Annotated in this window: 10 protein-coding genes; 1 reads left to right on the top strand and 9 read right to left on the bottom strand. The window is 72.0% G+C overall.

Translation table 11 applies throughout. The features are described from left to right. The 9 genes from HCN52_RS13910 to eccD form a co-directional block, all read right to left on the bottom strand. A partial coding sequence (locus HCN52_RS13910; RefSeq protein ID WP_446696973.1) for a WXG100-like domain-containing protein occupies positions 1-1520 on the bottom strand: 1520 nt, incomplete at its 3' end. A gap of 3 nt (positions 1521-1523) precedes the next feature. Further along, a complete protein-coding gene (locus HCN52_RS13905) occupies positions 1524-1892 on the bottom strand; it encodes a hypothetical protein (RefSeq protein ID WP_168088752.1) in 369 nt (122 codons plus the stop codon). A 7-nt stretch (positions 1893-1899) separates the two neighbouring features. Next, complete coding sequence (locus tag HCN52_RS13900; RefSeq protein ID WP_168088751.1) at positions 1900-2361, bottom strand: YbaB/EbfC family nucleoid-associated protein; 462 nt, start codon at positions 2359-2361, stop codon at positions 1900-1902. Between the two features lie 60 nt (positions 2362-2421). Then, the gene (locus HCN52_RS13895; RefSeq protein ID WP_168088750.1) at positions 2422-5958 is read right to left on the bottom strand and encodes an AAWKG family protein; all 3537 of its coding nucleotides are present in this window, start codon (positions 5956-5958) and stop codon (positions 2422-2424) included. A 30-nt stretch (positions 5959-5988) separates the two neighbouring features. Then, entirely contained in the window at positions 5989-6462 is a 474-nt protein-coding gene (locus HCN52_RS13890) for a type VII secretion system-associated protein (RefSeq protein WP_168088749.1), read from the bottom strand. A 46-nt stretch (positions 6463-6508) separates the two neighbouring features. After that, on the bottom strand, positions 6509-6829 hold the full coding sequence (locus HCN52_RS13885) for a WXG100 family type VII secretion target (protein WP_168088748.1): 321 nt from the start codon (positions 6827-6829) through the stop codon (positions 6509-6511). A gap of 66 nt (positions 6830-6895) precedes the next feature. Next, a complete protein-coding gene (locus tag HCN52_RS13880) occupies positions 6896-7222 on the bottom strand; it encodes a hypothetical protein (RefSeq protein WP_168088747.1) in 327 nt (108 codons plus the stop codon). 178 nt (positions 7223-7400) lie between these two features. Then, entirely contained in the window at positions 7401-8987 is a 1587-nt protein-coding gene (eccB, locus tag HCN52_RS13875) for a type VII secretion protein EccB (protein WP_168088746.1), read from the bottom strand. Positions 8988-8998: 11 nt separating this feature from the next. Next, positions 8999-10396, bottom strand: a complete 1398-nt coding sequence (gene eccD, locus HCN52_RS13870; RefSeq protein ID WP_168088745.1) for a type VII secretion integral membrane protein EccD — start codon at positions 10394-10396, stop codon at positions 8999-9001. Between the two features lie 371 nt (positions 10397-10767). Between eccD and eccCa the strand changes: the two genes are divergently transcribed. Next, positions 10768-14763, top strand: a complete 3996-nt coding sequence (gene eccCa, locus HCN52_RS13865) for a type VII secretion protein EccCa (RefSeq protein WP_312876689.1) — start codon at positions 10768-10770, stop codon at positions 14761-14763. Positions 14764-14832 lie beyond the last annotated feature (69 nt).

The raw sequence follows: 14832 nt of genomic DNA, 5'->3' as shown, positions 1-14832 counted from the left end.
GGGCCGGGCAGCGGCGCCCCACCGGGCGCCGGCACGCCCGGCACGACCGGTGGGACCAGCGACGGCACGGTCAGCGGCGGCGCCTGGTTGGCCGGGGGCGGCACGGTGCCCGGTATCGGCTCGGGGCCGGGCGCGGGGTTGGTGGGAGCGTCCGGTACCGGCGTGGTGTCCGCCACCGGGGTGTTGACCCACGGCGCCTCCGAGGCGGGCGGGACCGACGGCAGCGCACGGTACGGGGGCGGGACGTCGAGGTACGGCGGCACCGGCGTCACCACCGGGGGCGGCGTCGGCACCGGCGTCACCACCGGGGGCGGTGTCGGCACCGGCGACTTCTTCTCCGCGAGGGCCGGGTCGACGGGGCCCGGCGTCGGGGACGTCGCCACGTAGGGCGGCGGCGAGTCGGCGAGGGGACCACCCACCGAGGGCAGTACCGGCGGCGGTACGAGCGGCTTCACGTCCAGGGGAGGGGGCGGCACCGCTCCCGGCTTCTCCAGGACGGGCGGCGGCACGGGTGGGCCGTTGACGCCCAACCGCGACGGGTCGTTCACGGAGCTGTTGACGTCCAAGCCGTCCGGCCGGGGCTTGAAGAAGTGGTCGTAGCCCTTGCTGCCGAGGATGAACAGACCGGTCTCCATCGCGAGCCCGGAGATCCCCGAGAGGCCGCCGCCGACCAGCGACATCGGGTTGACGGTCCAGTTGCCGTCGAAGAGTCCGTTGATGAGCGTCTCGGAACCGGCGTCACCGACACCCTCGGAGATGAACGCCTTGGGCACTTCTCCGGTGAAGTTGATCCAGCCGCTGCTGTCCGGACCGGCGCGGAAGGGGTTGGGTAGTGCTCGGTAGATCCCGGCGGTGAACAGCCCGCCCATGAGGCCGAAGAGCCCCGCCTTGCCGACTGCCGCCCAGTCGATGCTGCCCGGGGCCCGGTTCCCCTTGTTGAGCTTCATCATCGCGATGCGGGTCGCGAAGGTGATCACGGCCTCCTGCAGCGCGCTGGTGAGCGTCGGGAACAGCAGGCCGTTGGCGGACAGGCGCTGCATGACGAGCAGCACCGTCAGCGTGCTGCGGGTCTTCGCGATGATCGCCTGGGTCATCGAGGTGCCGCCGGTGAAGAACGACAGCGCCGCCAGCAGCGCCAACTGGGCGATCAGCATGATGATCTCGGCGATGATCTGCCACTTCGCCTCCATGATGTTGCGCGACTGGGCGACCTGGTTCTGGGCCAGGCCGCTGCGCAACTGGGTGGAGAAGTCCCCGAGCCGGTCGCTGCCCGACGGGTCGCTGAGGGTGTTGACGGCATCCTTGAACTGCTGGGCGACGTGCGGCGGGAGCGCGCCGTCGACCTGGTTCATCATGCTCCGCAGCCGTCCCCGTACCCGGTCCAGGCTGTCGGCCGCCCGGTCGAACGTCCCGGAGTGCGTGTACGCCATGTCCGAGGAGCCGGTCAGCGGCATGTGACCGATCAGGACGAACAGCATGCGCCGTACGTCCGGAGGGAACTGGATACTGTCGGGGAGCACCGGTCAGAACCTGCCGCCGCCGACCGGGCCGATGCCGTCGGAGGACGAGCCGAGCCCGTGGAAGCCCTCCACGTTCTCGCCCTGGAAGTCCGAGAGGTCCTTCGCGTCACCGAAGATGATCTCGCCGATGTTGTCGACGGCCTCGCCGAACATCTCGAACAGCATCGTGGTCTGCTCGATGCCCTGGTCGTACGGCGGCTTCACCTGCTTCGCGTAGGTGTCCGAGGGGTCGTCTCCCATCCACATGCCGAGGCGGCGCTCGTCCCGAAGGAAGTCCTCACGCGCCTTGTCGAACTCGCGACGGGTCGACTTGAACTCCTCGGCGAAGGCAGCCAGACGCCGCGGATCCGCCTCGAACTTGTCCCCTGTCACGGCTGGTTCACTCGCCCTCGTGCAGTTCGTCGCGTAGGCGCTTCCCACGCTGGTCGCCCTGCTCCTGGCCGCGGGCGGCCGTCTCGCGCAGCGGCGCGAACATCTGCTCCCAGTCGGCGGCGGCGGCCTCCCCGGCCTCGTCGCTGACAGCCCGCGCCATGGCGTCGGCCATCTCCGTCAGCGGACGCATCGTCTCCATCACGACCCGCGCCATGGCGGCCTGGGCGGTTTCGATCGCCTCCACGGTGGCGGCGGAGAGCCGGTCGCCGCTCATGGCGCGGTGGCGGTTGTCGAGGAACCGGACGGCTTCCACGCGGCCCTGCGCGGAGACCGTCGCCTCGACGCTGCCGTCGCGGGAACGGGCGGTCTCCGTCATGGCGCTGAGGTCGCCCTGGGCGCGCTCGGCCGCTTCCTCCGTCTGCCGCAACTGCTCCATGGCCGCAGCCACGCGTGACTCGATCGAATCCATTCCGCCGGCCTCCTGACCGTTACCGCTGCTCGTACCTTGTCGACTGGGAACCCCGCGCTGTCAGCGTCCGATCGAAGCGGGCGCCCCGCCCTCGTCGCTGCCCCACACGTCGTCCTCCTCCTCCATCCAGGAGGCCCGCTCCCGGCCGCCGCTCTCCGTCTGCTGGCCACCGCCCGGCGCCCCGCCGCCCATCGGCGGCGGCATCATCGGCATGCCACCGCTGGTCGGCATGCCGCGGGCCGCCTGGATGGTCTCGGCCTCCATCCCGGGGCGGCGCACCTGACGCTGTGACACCTGGTCATCGTGCACCATGCGGGAACGTTCCATCTCGCCGGGGCCGCCTCCGCCGCCCATCCGACCGCCCGGCGGCATCATCGGCATCCCGCCGCCCGGCATGCCGCGCCCGATCCCCTGCCCCTCCTGGGCGGGCAGGCTCGGGTCCAACTCCGACGCCCAACCGGGAGTCGACGGGCTGAAGACCGAGCGGCCGCCCGGGCCGGTGCCGGTCGCGAGATCCCTGATCGACTCGCCCGGCGACAGGAACTCGGTGCGGGTGCTGCCGTCCGGATAGACCGTGGTGACCTCCCCGGTGGCGGGGTTCACGGTCCGCACGGTCCCGTCGGGCAGCTGGGTCGTCAGCTCCCCGTCGATCCTCCGCGAGGTGCCGTCGGGGTACTCCACGGTCAGCGAGCCGTCCGGATTGAGCGTCGTCACCGCGGGGTTCGACGCGCCGAAGTCACCGCCGCCCATGCCGCGGAGCTGGTCCTGGTAGCGGCGCTGCGCCTCGGCGAGCGCCTCGTCCGCCTGCCGCTGCGCCTCGGCACCGCGCCAGTCACCCCGAGAACGCAGCTCCTCCTGGCGCTCCTGCGACAACTGCTGCTGGCGCTCAGCACGTTCGCGGGCCTCCTCCTCGCGGGCCTCCTGGTCGCGCTGCATCTCCTGCTGGCGTTCCTGGGCCTCGCGCTGCTGTTCGTCGGCGCGCGCCTGCGCTTCTTCCTGGCGGGCCTGCTGATCGCGCTGCATCTCCTGCTGGCGTTCCTGGGCCTCGCGCTGCTGTTCGTCGGCGCGTTGCTGCGCCTCCTCCTGGCGGGCCTCCTGCTCGCGCTGCTGCTCCTCGGCGCGCTGCTGGACCTCTGCCTGGCGTTCCTGGGCCTCGCGCTGCTGTTCGTCGGCGCGCGCCTGTGCCTCTTCCTGGCGGGCCTCCTGCTCGCGCTGCATCTCTTCCTGGCGCTGCTGGGCCTCGCGCTGCTGTTCGTCGGCGCGCGCCTGTGCTTCCTCCTGGCGGGCCTCCTGCTCGCGCTGCATCTCTTCCTGGCGCTGCTGGGCCTCGCGCTGCTGTTCGTCGGCGCGCGCCTGTGCCTCTTCCTGGCGGGCCTCCTGCTCGCGCTGGATCTCCTCCTGGCGCGCCTCGGCGTCCCGCTGCGCCTCGCTCTGCCGCTCCTGGTAGTCGCTCTCGGTCTGCACCCGCTGCTGGTCCGCGCCCTCGCGGATCTCGTCTGCGCGGGCCTGCTGCTCGCGCTGCAGCTGCTCCTGGCGGTCCATGGCGTCCTGCTGCTGCTGGTCCGCACGGTTCTGCTGCTCGCGGTAGCGCTCTTCGGCCTCCCGTTGCTGCTGGTCCGCCTGTTGCTGCTGCGCGGCGTCGTAGTCGCGCCGCTCGCGGTCGTCGGAGCCCTGACCGAGGTTGGCGCCCGGCGTCCGCATGCCCGCCATGAAGGCGGGGTTGCCGCCGCCCATGAGGTCGTTGGCCCGATCCACCGCGTCGGGGTCGAGCGGCATGGCTCCGAAGTTCCCGCCGCCGCCCAGGAGCTGATCGGCGCGGGCCTCGGCCTCCGCCTTCTCCTGGTCGTACCGCTCCTGCGCCTCGGCGCGGTCGCGCTCGGCCTGGGCCTGGGCCTCATCGCGCTGGGCGTCCGCGTCGGCGCGGTCACGCTCGTAGCGCTCCTCCGCCAGCGCGCGGTCCTCCTCGGCCTGCGCCCGCGCCTCCTCCTCCTTGGCCTCCTGCTCGGCCTTCTGCTCTTCGTACCTGGCCTGGGCTTCCGCCTTCTCGGCCTCGGCCCTGGCTTCGGCCTTGGCCTCCGCCTCCTCCCGCTCCTCGCGCGCCCGGTTCTCGGCCTCCTCCCGCTCCTCGCGCATCCGGTTCTCGGCCTCCTCCCGCTCCTCGCGCGCCCGGGCCTCGGCCTCCTCCCGCTCCTCGCGCGCCCGCGTCTCGGCCTCCTCCCGCTCCCGCTCCATCCGCTCCTTCTCGAGCGCGGCCTCGTGGCGGTCCCGGGCGCTGACGTCCTTGCCGTACTCAGCCTCCAGGCTGACGTTGACGGTGTTCACGGACTTGGGTATGTCGATCTTGTTGAAGGCGTCGGAGACCGTGGCCTCGGCGGTGCGGGCCGGTTCCACGAGCTTTTCCTCGATCGTGGCTTCCCACTTGCGCTTGGCTCGCTCGCCGATGGCCTTCCAGGTCGACATGTCCGTCAGCGGACCGCCGTCCTTCGCGTTCTCGGTGAAGCCCGCATCCTCGATCTTGTGCGAGCCGCCGCTGTAGGTGCTGTAGTTGCCACCGCTGCTGGTCGACGGGTGGTACCGCACCTTGAAGATGTTGTTGTTGAACATGTGCTCTGCGGTGTCGATCAGTTCGTCGTAGACGTACCGCAGCGGGTTGCCGTCCGTGGCATGCCACCGGCTCCAGGCGTCGCGGACCTCCCGGATGGCCTCCTCGATGGTCTCCCGGGTCTCGCGGAGCTCGTCGCCGAACACGGACTTGCCGGCCGAAGTGGTCGCGAACTGCTTGGCGTAGGAGGTGTAGATGCGATTGAGGCCGGCGATGAGGTCGTGGAAGACGCCGGCAGCCTGGCCCTTCCACTCCATCGTCTCCTTGCCGAGACTGCTCCCCCAGGTGTCGAAGTCCTTCTTGCGGCCGGCGAAGAACGTGGCCAGCCTGTCGAAGGAGTCGGCGACGTCGTTCAGGCTCTGCAGCTTCACGGAGTCCGCGTAGGGGACGGTGGCGGAGTCGTTGTGACCCATGCGGAAGCTGTCGCCCGCGAGGACCTTGTTGAGCGCCGCGCCCGAGCCGGTGACGTACTGCGCGACCGGCCGATTGTCCCAGGTGGTGGACGACTGGTCGCCGATCTTGAGGTCGGAACTGAACTCGCTGCCGTTCTGGTAACCCGCTGCGTCCGGCGCGTCCGTCGTCGAACGACGGCCGAGCAGCGTGATGCGCGCCCGCTTCATCGTCACCTTCTGACCGGGCGCCGAACCACCGGAGTAGAAGGGGATGACGACGTCGGTGTTCTCCTGGCGGAACCACGGGTTGCTGCTCTTCGCGTACAGCTCGCTGAGGTCGTCCACCGAGCGCGAGGTGGTCCACATGTCCGAGGAGCCGCCGGAGATCTCGACGCGCATCATGGGGATGTCGCTGTTCCCCTTGAGGTCGTCGAACACCTCGCTGAGGTTCGGCATCACATAGCCGGTCATGGTGTGGACGAAGCGGCGGTAGGCGTCGTCCTGGTCCGCCATCCCGTTGCTGTTGCTGCCCCCGCCATCCGTCGACTCGTTCTCGTCCGAGGAGTCGTCGCTCGACGAGTTGCTGTCGTCCTGATCTGGCACGAGGGGCTCCGCGAGGGGTTGGGGCAGCGGTCAGTCGGAAGAATCGGACGACGTGTAGTTGCCGGTCAGCTCGGTCTCGACCTCGACGAAGACGTCCAGCATGGCCTGTCCGTCGATGTCCTCCAGGCTTGCGCCCTGTTCCTCCAGCAGCTCGTCGATGGTCGTTTCCAGGTTCGTCATGATCTGCTCGAACAGCGCCACCTGGTCGTCGAGAATGCCGTCCAGCGCGCCGGCGACGGTCTTGATGTTGTCGTTCACCGCCGCGCCGGGCCCGCTGCCCGACACCATCCGGCCCAGGGCGAGCGGCCGCTGGCGGTCGTTCATGTCGCTGTCGTCCAGGGACTCGCGGCCGGAGAGCTGCCGCATCGAGTACGCGCCGTCGCCTTTCCGGATCTTCTCGATGGCCTTGCGGACGGCGTCCACCTCGTTCTCACGGAAGCGACGCAGACCGTCCTTGTTCATCTCGAGGGTTCCGGCGCCCTCGCCGGAGTCGTCGGTGCTCACGACGAGTTCTCCTTCTCTGCCCGGTCAGCCGGTCGGTCGGGGTGGGTCAGCGGCCGATCTTGAGCTCGCCCCAGGTCTGGGCGAGGGAGGTCTCCCGGCGGCGGTATCCGCTCCGCACGCCCTCCAGGACCTGGGCGTCCTTCTCCAGGAGGTTGTCCATCGCCTCCATGGCCCGGTTCCAGGCCGCCTGCTTCTGGGTGTACATCGCGCTGGCGTCACCCACCCAGCTGTTGCGGAGCGGGCCGAGGCCCTGCTCCATCGACGCCATCATCGCGCGTATGTCGCGGGTCTCCATGCGGAGTCTGTCCACGACGTCGTCGACGCCCTTGTAGTCCATGAAGATCGTGCCGTCGTCGAACTGGCTCATGATGCGTTTCCTCTTCCAGGGGTGGGGCGGCGGGAGGGTCGTGCGGGGGGCAGGTCCGGGGCCGGCTCAGCCGGAGAGCGTGTCGAACACCGAGGAGGAGGTACGGCTCATCATCGAGACCTCTTCACGCGACGTCACCTGTTCGGCGTTGTACTCGCCGAGGGTCTGCTCCAGCGTGTTCTTCATGTTCAGCAGGTTGCTCTGGATGATCCCCGCCTGCTGCGCCCACTGCTCGACGAGCCGCGAGGCCTCCAGGCCGTCGCTGCCCTGGTAGGACTTCTGCAGGTCGCGATTGCTTTCGCCCACCCGCATGAGGCAGTGGTCGATCTCGCTGATCGCCGTGCTCAGCGTCTGGATACCGCTGTTGGTCGCTGACTGCTCTGAGGCAGTCATCTCCTGGGACATGGCAAGACCTCCGGTATGCGGCGCGGCCTGAGCGCTCCTCGGCCGCGTCCGGTCTGGGTGAGGGGGCGCCCGCGCCGGCCTGACGGTCCATTGCCCGAAGGGTCGGGAGGGTGCCGCCGATCAGGCTAAGGGCAACCGGGCGCCCGCCCGGCGCGCGATGTTGTCGTCAGCTTGTCTCCTTGTTGCCGACCCCACCGGCACCGGCCGGGCCCGCCGGCGGGCCGGACGCGTCCACCGTGCCCTCGCCACCGTCCCCGCCCTGCTCAACGACGGTCTCCTCCCGCTGCTCGCCCACGACGGAGCCGTCGTCCGCCTCGCAGAACGGCTCGGTCAACGTGACGCGTCCCTCACGGGCGTCCAGCTCCGACAGATCGGGCCCCGAGGGGACCATCGCCAGCAGCGGGGCCGGGAGTTCACCCGGGGTGGCACTGCCGTAGCCGAGCGCGGCGGCCGCCTCGTTGCCGTCGACCCGGTGCTTCACCCCGGCCTCCGTCACCAGGTACAGCGAGGGGCCGATCCGCCCGCCGCCGGCGCCGACCGCCCGCACCAGCGTCCCGCCGCCCGGCGGCACCACCAGCGCGTCCACCGGCGAGCACGCGGGCGCCGCCAGCTCCGAGGAGAGCTGCGCGGGCGTGCCCAGCAGCCCGTTCGGCATCACCGAGACGGAGATCCTGCTGCCGTCGCCCTCGGGGACGATGCTGGCGCACAGCGACTCCTCCTCGAAGACCGGGACCGCGGTCGGCGGTGCCTGCGGCAGCCGCGCGCCGGTCGCCGTGCCGTCCCCCGACGCCAGGTCCCGGACCGCCTGCGACGTCAGCGGCAGCGCCTGCGGGGCCGCCCCGTCGTAGGCGCCCTCGCGGATGCGCTGATCACCGAGGATCAGCGCCACCTCCGTCGCGGTCACCGGCACGAGGGCTTCGGTGTGCAGCTGGTAGTAGCGCGACTCGCCGCCCGTCACCGCCTGCTCGAAGACCTGACCCACGACGCCCACCCCGCCCGGGCCGGCGTCGCCGAGTCCCGGCACCGGCGGCGGCGTCAGATCCGGCCCGACCGGCAGCGAGTTGAGGAACGACGCGGAGACCGCCACCGGCGCCTGCGCGGTGTAGCCGAGCGACTCCCGTGCCCCCGAGTCGCTGTCCAGCCGCAGCCGGATGCCCTGCCAGACGAGGTACTCCTCGTCGTCCGGGCCCACCACCAGCGCGCCCTCCCCGGCACCGACACCGTCCCCCTCGGCGTCGCCACCCACGACCAGTGTCGTGAACGTCGCCCCCTCCTCGTCCGCCGCCGGCCCGGCCGCGGCACAGACCAGCCAGCGCGTCTGCGTGGCGTCCTCGACCTGCGGCAACTGGTCGGGCGCGCCCGGTATGCCCACCGGGGTGCCGCGCGGGGTGTCCCGCAGCGAGTTGGTGCCGACGGTCGTCGTGCCGATCTCCGCGCCGGAGAGCAGCCGTGCCGAGGCGTAGTTGCGCACCGGCCGCAGCTCGTCGCCCAGGTACAGGTAGCGGGCCCCGGTGTCCTTGTCGACCACCAGGTCGCCGGAGGTCTGCCAGGAGGTCTTCTTGCCGGGGCTGAACATGCCCAGGACGAACGCCCCGGCGGTGATGATGACCGCGATCACCACCCCCCACAGGATGCCGCGGTTGGTCCGCGCCTGCGGGCTCTCCGGGGCGTCGGGGTCGGACCGCAGCATCGCGGAGGTCAACCGGCTCATGAGGAACATGTGGGCCTGGACCTGGTCCCTCTTGGTCTGCATAGCCGTTCCCCTCAGCCGTTGATGGCGCGCAGCGCGCCGTAGACGCCCAGGACCCACAGGGTCAGCGGCAGCATGCTGATGGCCGCCGCCGACTGCAACAGCTCACCGGCACGGCCCCAGTAGGGCACCAGCCGCCGGCCGGGCACCGTCCAGGAGGCGATCGCCAGCGCGGCCGCCACCGCCAGCAGCCCCGCGGTCAGCAGCAGCCGCCCCGACGGCGAGGTGGTCGTCGCCAGCCCGAACGCCAGCAGACCGGCGCCCAGCAACCCCGGTGTCACCACCGACAGCCGCTGCAGAGTGTTGCCCAACGCCCGTGCGTGCAGCAGCAGAAGCAGCGACAGCGCCACCATCATCAGCACCTGGGCCAGCGTCGGCCGCAGCGCCAGCCCGAACAGGCACGCGCTGCACAGCACGGCGATCGCCCCGTACAGCCCGGTCATCCAGCCGTCCGCCAGCACCGTCCGCCGCTCGACCTTCGACGGCGAGTGCGGGGTGATGCCCTCCTGCAACTGCTTGGCGTTGGTCGGCAGCGGCGGCATCTTCAGCCCCGACAACCGGAACGACAACGACGGGACCAGCGCCCCGCAGATCACCGAGATCAGCGCCAGCACCGCCGCGACCTCGCCCACCGCCAGGTCGGTGGTCATCATCAGCGCGCCGCCGATCGCCGCGCCCGTCGCCACCACTGCCATCCCCAGGAACAGCGAGGCGAACGCGGCCACGGACGCCACCGCCAGCATCGCGGCGCCCAGCGCCGCCGCGCCGAAGGCCAGCGCCCGGGCGCCCAGCACCTCCGCGTGGTACTCACCGCCCAACTCCCCGCCGGGCAGCAGCCAGCCGGCCAGCCCGATGTACGCCACCGCGGCGACACCGAGCGCGGCGCCGGCGCCCGCGTCTCCCACGGCACGGCTGGCCGCCGCCGCGCCCCCGAGCAGCGCCAGCCCCACCACGCCGGCCGCCAGGGCGTTGACGCCGTCGGCCGGCGGGTGCAGCAGGACACCGAGGCCGCCCGCCAGCGTGATCAGCAGCATGCCGACCAGCAGCCGGCGCGCGGCCTCCGCCGTCCAGCCGAAGGGCTGGTCCTCCATCGTGTCGGCGACCCCGTCGACCAGGTCGTCCAGCACCACCTCCGGCAGGGCGTCCGAGCGGGGCCGCAGGTGCAGCGCCTCCCCGTCGAGCACCCCCAGCGACTCCAGCGAGCGCTCCTCGGGGAGCGGCGGCCCACCCAGGCGCTGGAGCACCCAACCACCGTGCTCCAGACCGTTCTCGGCGACCGTCTCCCCGGCGTGCTCGACGACCGTGTGGAGCAGGTCGGCGACCGGCACGTCCGCCGGAACGGCGAGATCGATGATGCGCTCGGGGGTCCGTACGGTGACACGGCACAGACTCGGTGCTACGGAATCAGTCATCAGCACACTCAGGCTTCTCGGCGGGAACGTGGGGGTTCCGCTCGTCGGTGAACCGGGCAGCTCGGGGGCGGCGACCGGCCCGCGCTGCGGTGCGCGGGCCGGGCGCCGTGCGGGACACTTCGGCACGGGTGGCCGAAGCTCCTCGGCGATAGGGGGACTTACGTTCCCCCTCGTCTCCCTGGATCGTAGACTCATGCCGTCCGGCACGGGATCGCGCTCCCCCGTGGCGGGCACCGCGCGGCGCCGTCGGTCCTCGCGGCGTCCCCGCACGCCCACGGTCGCCCCGCGCCCGTAGCGACGTCCCCGTCCCGTGCCCCGCCCGGGACCGTCCTCCCCGCACGCGGGTGGACCACGTACCGAGGAGAGCGCCTGTGACCACCGTCCTCTTCCGCCGTCCGGCGCGCCGCCGGGGCCCGGACATGCCCGAGGGTGAGCTGACCCTCCAGGAGCCGCCGACGCTCCCCGAGGTCTCCAACGACAGTTCCCAGGTGTGGAACTACCTGCCGATGGCCCTGATGTCGGTGTCGATGATGCTGGTCTTCATCCGGCCCCCCGGCGGCCAGCGCGGCGACAACTTCATCTACCTCATGCTCGGCATGATGGTGGTGTCGGTCTCGGTGATGCTGCTGGGCAACGTGTTCCGCAAGAACGCCGAACGCAAGTCGAAGCTCAAGGGCGAACGCCGCGACTACCTGCGGTACCTGCGCAAGACCCGCCGCAAGGTCCGCAAGGCCGTCGCCGAGCAGCAGCGCGCGCTCGCCTGGCGCCACCCCGACCCCGCCGGGCTCGCCTCGCTGGCCGGCACGACCCGGATGTGGGAACGACGCCCCGAGGACGACGACTTCGCCGAGATCCGGGTCGCCGTCGGTGACCAGAAGCTCGGCCTGCGCCTGGCACCGGAGTCGGCGAAGCCGGTCGAGGACCTGGAGCCGCTGAGCGCCCACGCGCTGCGCGGCCTCATCAAGGCGTACGCCACCGTCCCCGCCCAGCCGATCGCCGTCTACCTCCGCGCCTGGTCCAAGGTGCTGTTCCGCGGCGACACCGACCGCGCCCGCGACCTGACGCGCGCGCTGCTCGCCCAACTGGTCACCGTGCACTCGCCGGACGACCTGTGGGTCGTGGTCTGCACCGCGGAGGACCGCGCCGCGGACTGGGACTGGGTCAAATGGCTCCCGCACGCCCAGCACCGCAGCCGCACCGACGGCGCCGGCCCCGTCCGCATGGTCTGCTCGACCGTCAACGACCTCGACGACCTGCTCGGCCCGGAGTTCGCCGAGCGCACCACGTTCGCCGGCGACGCGGTCCCCAGCCGCGAGGAGCCCTACGTCGTCCTCGTCCTGGACGGCGCGATCGTCCCCGAGGGGCACCGCGCGCAGGGGCCCGGCTTCCGCAACGCCGTCGTGGTGGACGTCGACTCCGCGCTCACCTGGCGTCCCGGCCGCTCCACCCTCCGACTGGACCTGGCCGAACCGGAACTGCGGCTGGTCCGCACCGACCGGGACCGCAAGGAGCAGTTCACTGAGCTCGGCCACCCCGACGCCATGACTGTCGCCGCGGCGAGCGGGCTCGCCCGCCGACTGGCCCCGCACCGGCTGTCGATGACGCGCGACACCGGCAACGAGGTCCTGGAGGGCGACACCGAGCTGACGACCCTGGTCGGCATACCCGACCTCTACCGGCACGAGCCGCACACGCTGTGGGAGTCCCGCACCGTCGGCCAGCGGCTGCGGGTGCCCATCGCGGTCGACACCGCGGGCCTGCCGGTGGAACTGGACATCAAGGAGTCCGCGCAGGGCGGCACCGGCCCCCACGGCATGCTGATCGGCGCCACCGGCTCCGGCAAGAGCGAACTGCTGCGCACCCTGGTCCTCGGACTGGCGCTGACCAACTCCTCCGAGACGCTGAACTTCGTCCTCGTCGACTTCAAGGGCGGCGCGACCTTCCTCGGCCTCGACACCCTGCCGCACACCTCGGCCGTCATCACCAACCTCGCGGACGAGACCGAGCTGGTCGCCCGCATGTACGACGCACTCCACGGCGAACTGATCCGCCGCCAGGAGCTGCTGCGCGCCGCCGGAAACTACACCTCCGCGCTCGACTACGAGAAGGCCCGCGCCGGCGGTGTGCCGCTCGCCCCGCTGCCGAGTCTCTTCGTCGTCGTCGACGAGTTCAGCGAACTGCTCTCCGCACACCGGGAGTTCCTGGAGCTGTTCGTGATGATCGGCCGGCTGGGCCGCAGCCTCGGCGTCCACCTGCTGCTGGCCTCGCAGCGGCTGGACGAGGGCCGCATGCACCAACTGGAGGGCCACCTCTCCTACCGCATCGGCCTGCGGACCTTCTCCGCGATGGAGAGCCGCGGCGTCCTCGGTGTGCCCGACGCCTACAACCTGCCCGCGCAGCCGGGCGCCGGCTTCCTCAAGAGCGGCGTCGAGTCGCTGACGCGCTTCCGCGCCGCCTACGTCTCCGGCCCCTACGCCCGCCGCAGCGGCTCCGCGCACCGCGCCCGCGTCGCCGCCCAGGTGGTGCCGTGGACGGCGCAGTGGACCGCCCCGCGCCACGAGCCCCAGCCCGACATGCTGCGGAAGAAGACCGAGGAGGACGAGCCGGCGCTGCCGCTGCTCGACGTGGCCGTCAGCCGGATGCTCGACGCCGGACCGCCCGCACACCAGGTGTGGCTGCCGCCGCTGCGCGAACCCGACACCCTCGACACGCTGCTGGGCGCACCGCAGCCCGTCCCGGGCCGCGGCCTGCAGTCCCCGGGCGGACGCAACCTGCGGGTGCCGGTGGGCATCGTCGACCGGCCCTTCGACCAGCGCCGCGACGAACTCGTCGTGGACCTCTCCGGCGCCGGCGGCCACCTCGCCATCGCCGGCGGCCCGCAGAGCGGCAAGTCCACCCTGGTGCGCACCCTGCTGTGCGCGCTGGCACTCACCCACACCCCGCGCGAAGTCCAGTTCTACTGCCTCGACTTCGGCGGCGGCAGTCTCTCCGGCCTGCGCGACCTGCCGCACACCGCCGGCGTCGCCGCCCGCATGGACAGCGAACGCGTCGGCCGCGTGGTGGCCGAGGTGACGGCACTGCTCACCCAGCGCGAGCAGTTCTTCCTCACCCACGGCATCGACTCCATGGCGTCGTACCGTCGCCGCCGCGCCGCCGGGGAGTTCCCCGAGGAGGCCCACGGCGACGCGTTCCTGGTGGTCGACGGCTGGTCCACGCTCCGCCAGGAGTTCGACGCCCACGTCCCCACGCTCGGCGCCATCGCCGCACGCGGGCTCAACTACGGCATCCACCTGGTGACCACCACCGCACGCTGGGTCGAACTGTCGGCGGCCGTCCGCGACCAGTCCGGCACCCACCTGGAGCTGCGGATGGGCGACCCGATGGACTCCAACATCGACGTCCGCAAGGCGGCGGGCGTGCCCCGCGTCGCCGGACGCGGCCTGACCCACGAGTCGAAGCTGCACTACCTCGCGGCGCTGCCCCGCATCGACGGCCGCAGCAGCGGCGACGACCTCAGCGAAGGCGTCGCCGACCTGGTGGCCCGGGTGCGCGAGCACCACACCGGCCCGTCGGCGCCGCCGGTGCGCATGCTGCCCACCATGTTCCACGCCGCCGACCTCCCCGCCCCCGACGAGGGGCTCCGCGTCCCCCTGGGGGTCGAGGAGGAGAAGATGGGCACCTTCTGGCACGACTTCGCCACCACCCCGCACCTGGTGGTCGTCGGCGACACCGAGAGCGGCAAGACCAACCTGCTGCGGCTCGTCGCCCGCGGCATCACCCAGCGGTTCACGCCCGCCGAGGCCCGCATCATGGTCGTCGACTACCGCCGCACGCTGGTGGAGGCCGTCCCCGAGGAGTACCGCCTGGGCCACGCCGTGTCGATGGACGGCCTCAAGGAACTCGTCGACGGCGCGGGCCGCGCGGTCCAGAACCGCGTCCCCGGCCCGGAGATCTCACCGTCCCAGATGCGGCGCTGCGACTGGTGGAAGGGCCCGCGGCTCTTCGTGCTGGTCGACGACTACGACATGGTCTCCTCGGGCAGCGCCCTCCATCAGCCGTTCGCACCGCTGATGGACCACCTGACGCTCGGCTACGAGGTCGGCCTGCACATCGTCACCACCCGCGGGGCGGCCGGCGCGGGCCGCGGCCTCAACGACCCGCTGCTGCGGCGGATGCTGGAGGCCAACAGCCCGACCGTCCTGCTGTCCTGCCCGCCCACCGAGGGCTACGTCCTCGGCAACGTCAAGGGCCGCCACCTGATCCCCGGGCGCGGCATCAACATCACCCGGCGGAAGCAGACCCCGGTCCACACCGCTCTGCTCGACGAGGCCGGCCCGGACGGGCCGCCCGCGGGGGCGCGGCCGTGAGCCGCCCTGCGACCGAGCGGGCCGCCCCCGGGCGGCCCACCGCCTCAGCCGTGGCGGCCGCCGCCGGAC

Origin of the sequence: Streptomyces bohaiensis, assembly GCF_012033785.1 — a bacterium.
In the GTDB taxonomy this organism is placed as follows: Bacteria; Actinomycetota; Actinomycetes; order Streptomycetales; family Streptomycetaceae; genus Streptomyces; species Streptomyces bohaiensis.
The sequence above is the reverse complement of the archived record's forward strand: the minus strand, read 5'-3'. Positions and strand labels throughout refer to the sequence as shown.

Coding starts and splice junctions, on each gene's coding strand:
- HCN52_RS13900 (WP_168088751.1), bottom strand. CDS start 2,361: ATGGATTCGATCGAGTCACGCGTGGCTGCGGCCATGGAGCAGTTGCGG.
- HCN52_RS13885 (WP_168088748.1), bottom strand. CDS start 6,829: ATGAGCCAGTTCGACGACGGCACGATCTTCATGGACTACAAGGGCGTC.
- HCN52_RS13880 (WP_168088747.1), bottom strand. CDS start 7,222: ATGACTGCCTCAGAGCAGTCAGCGACCAACAGCGGTATCCAGACGCTG.
- eccB (WP_168088746.1), bottom strand. CDS start 8,987: ATGCAGACCAAGAGGGACCAGGTCCAGGCCCACATGTTCCTCATGAGC.
- eccD (WP_168088745.1), bottom strand. CDS start 10,396: ATGACTGATTCCGTAGCACCGAGTCTGTGCCGTGTCACCGTACGGACC.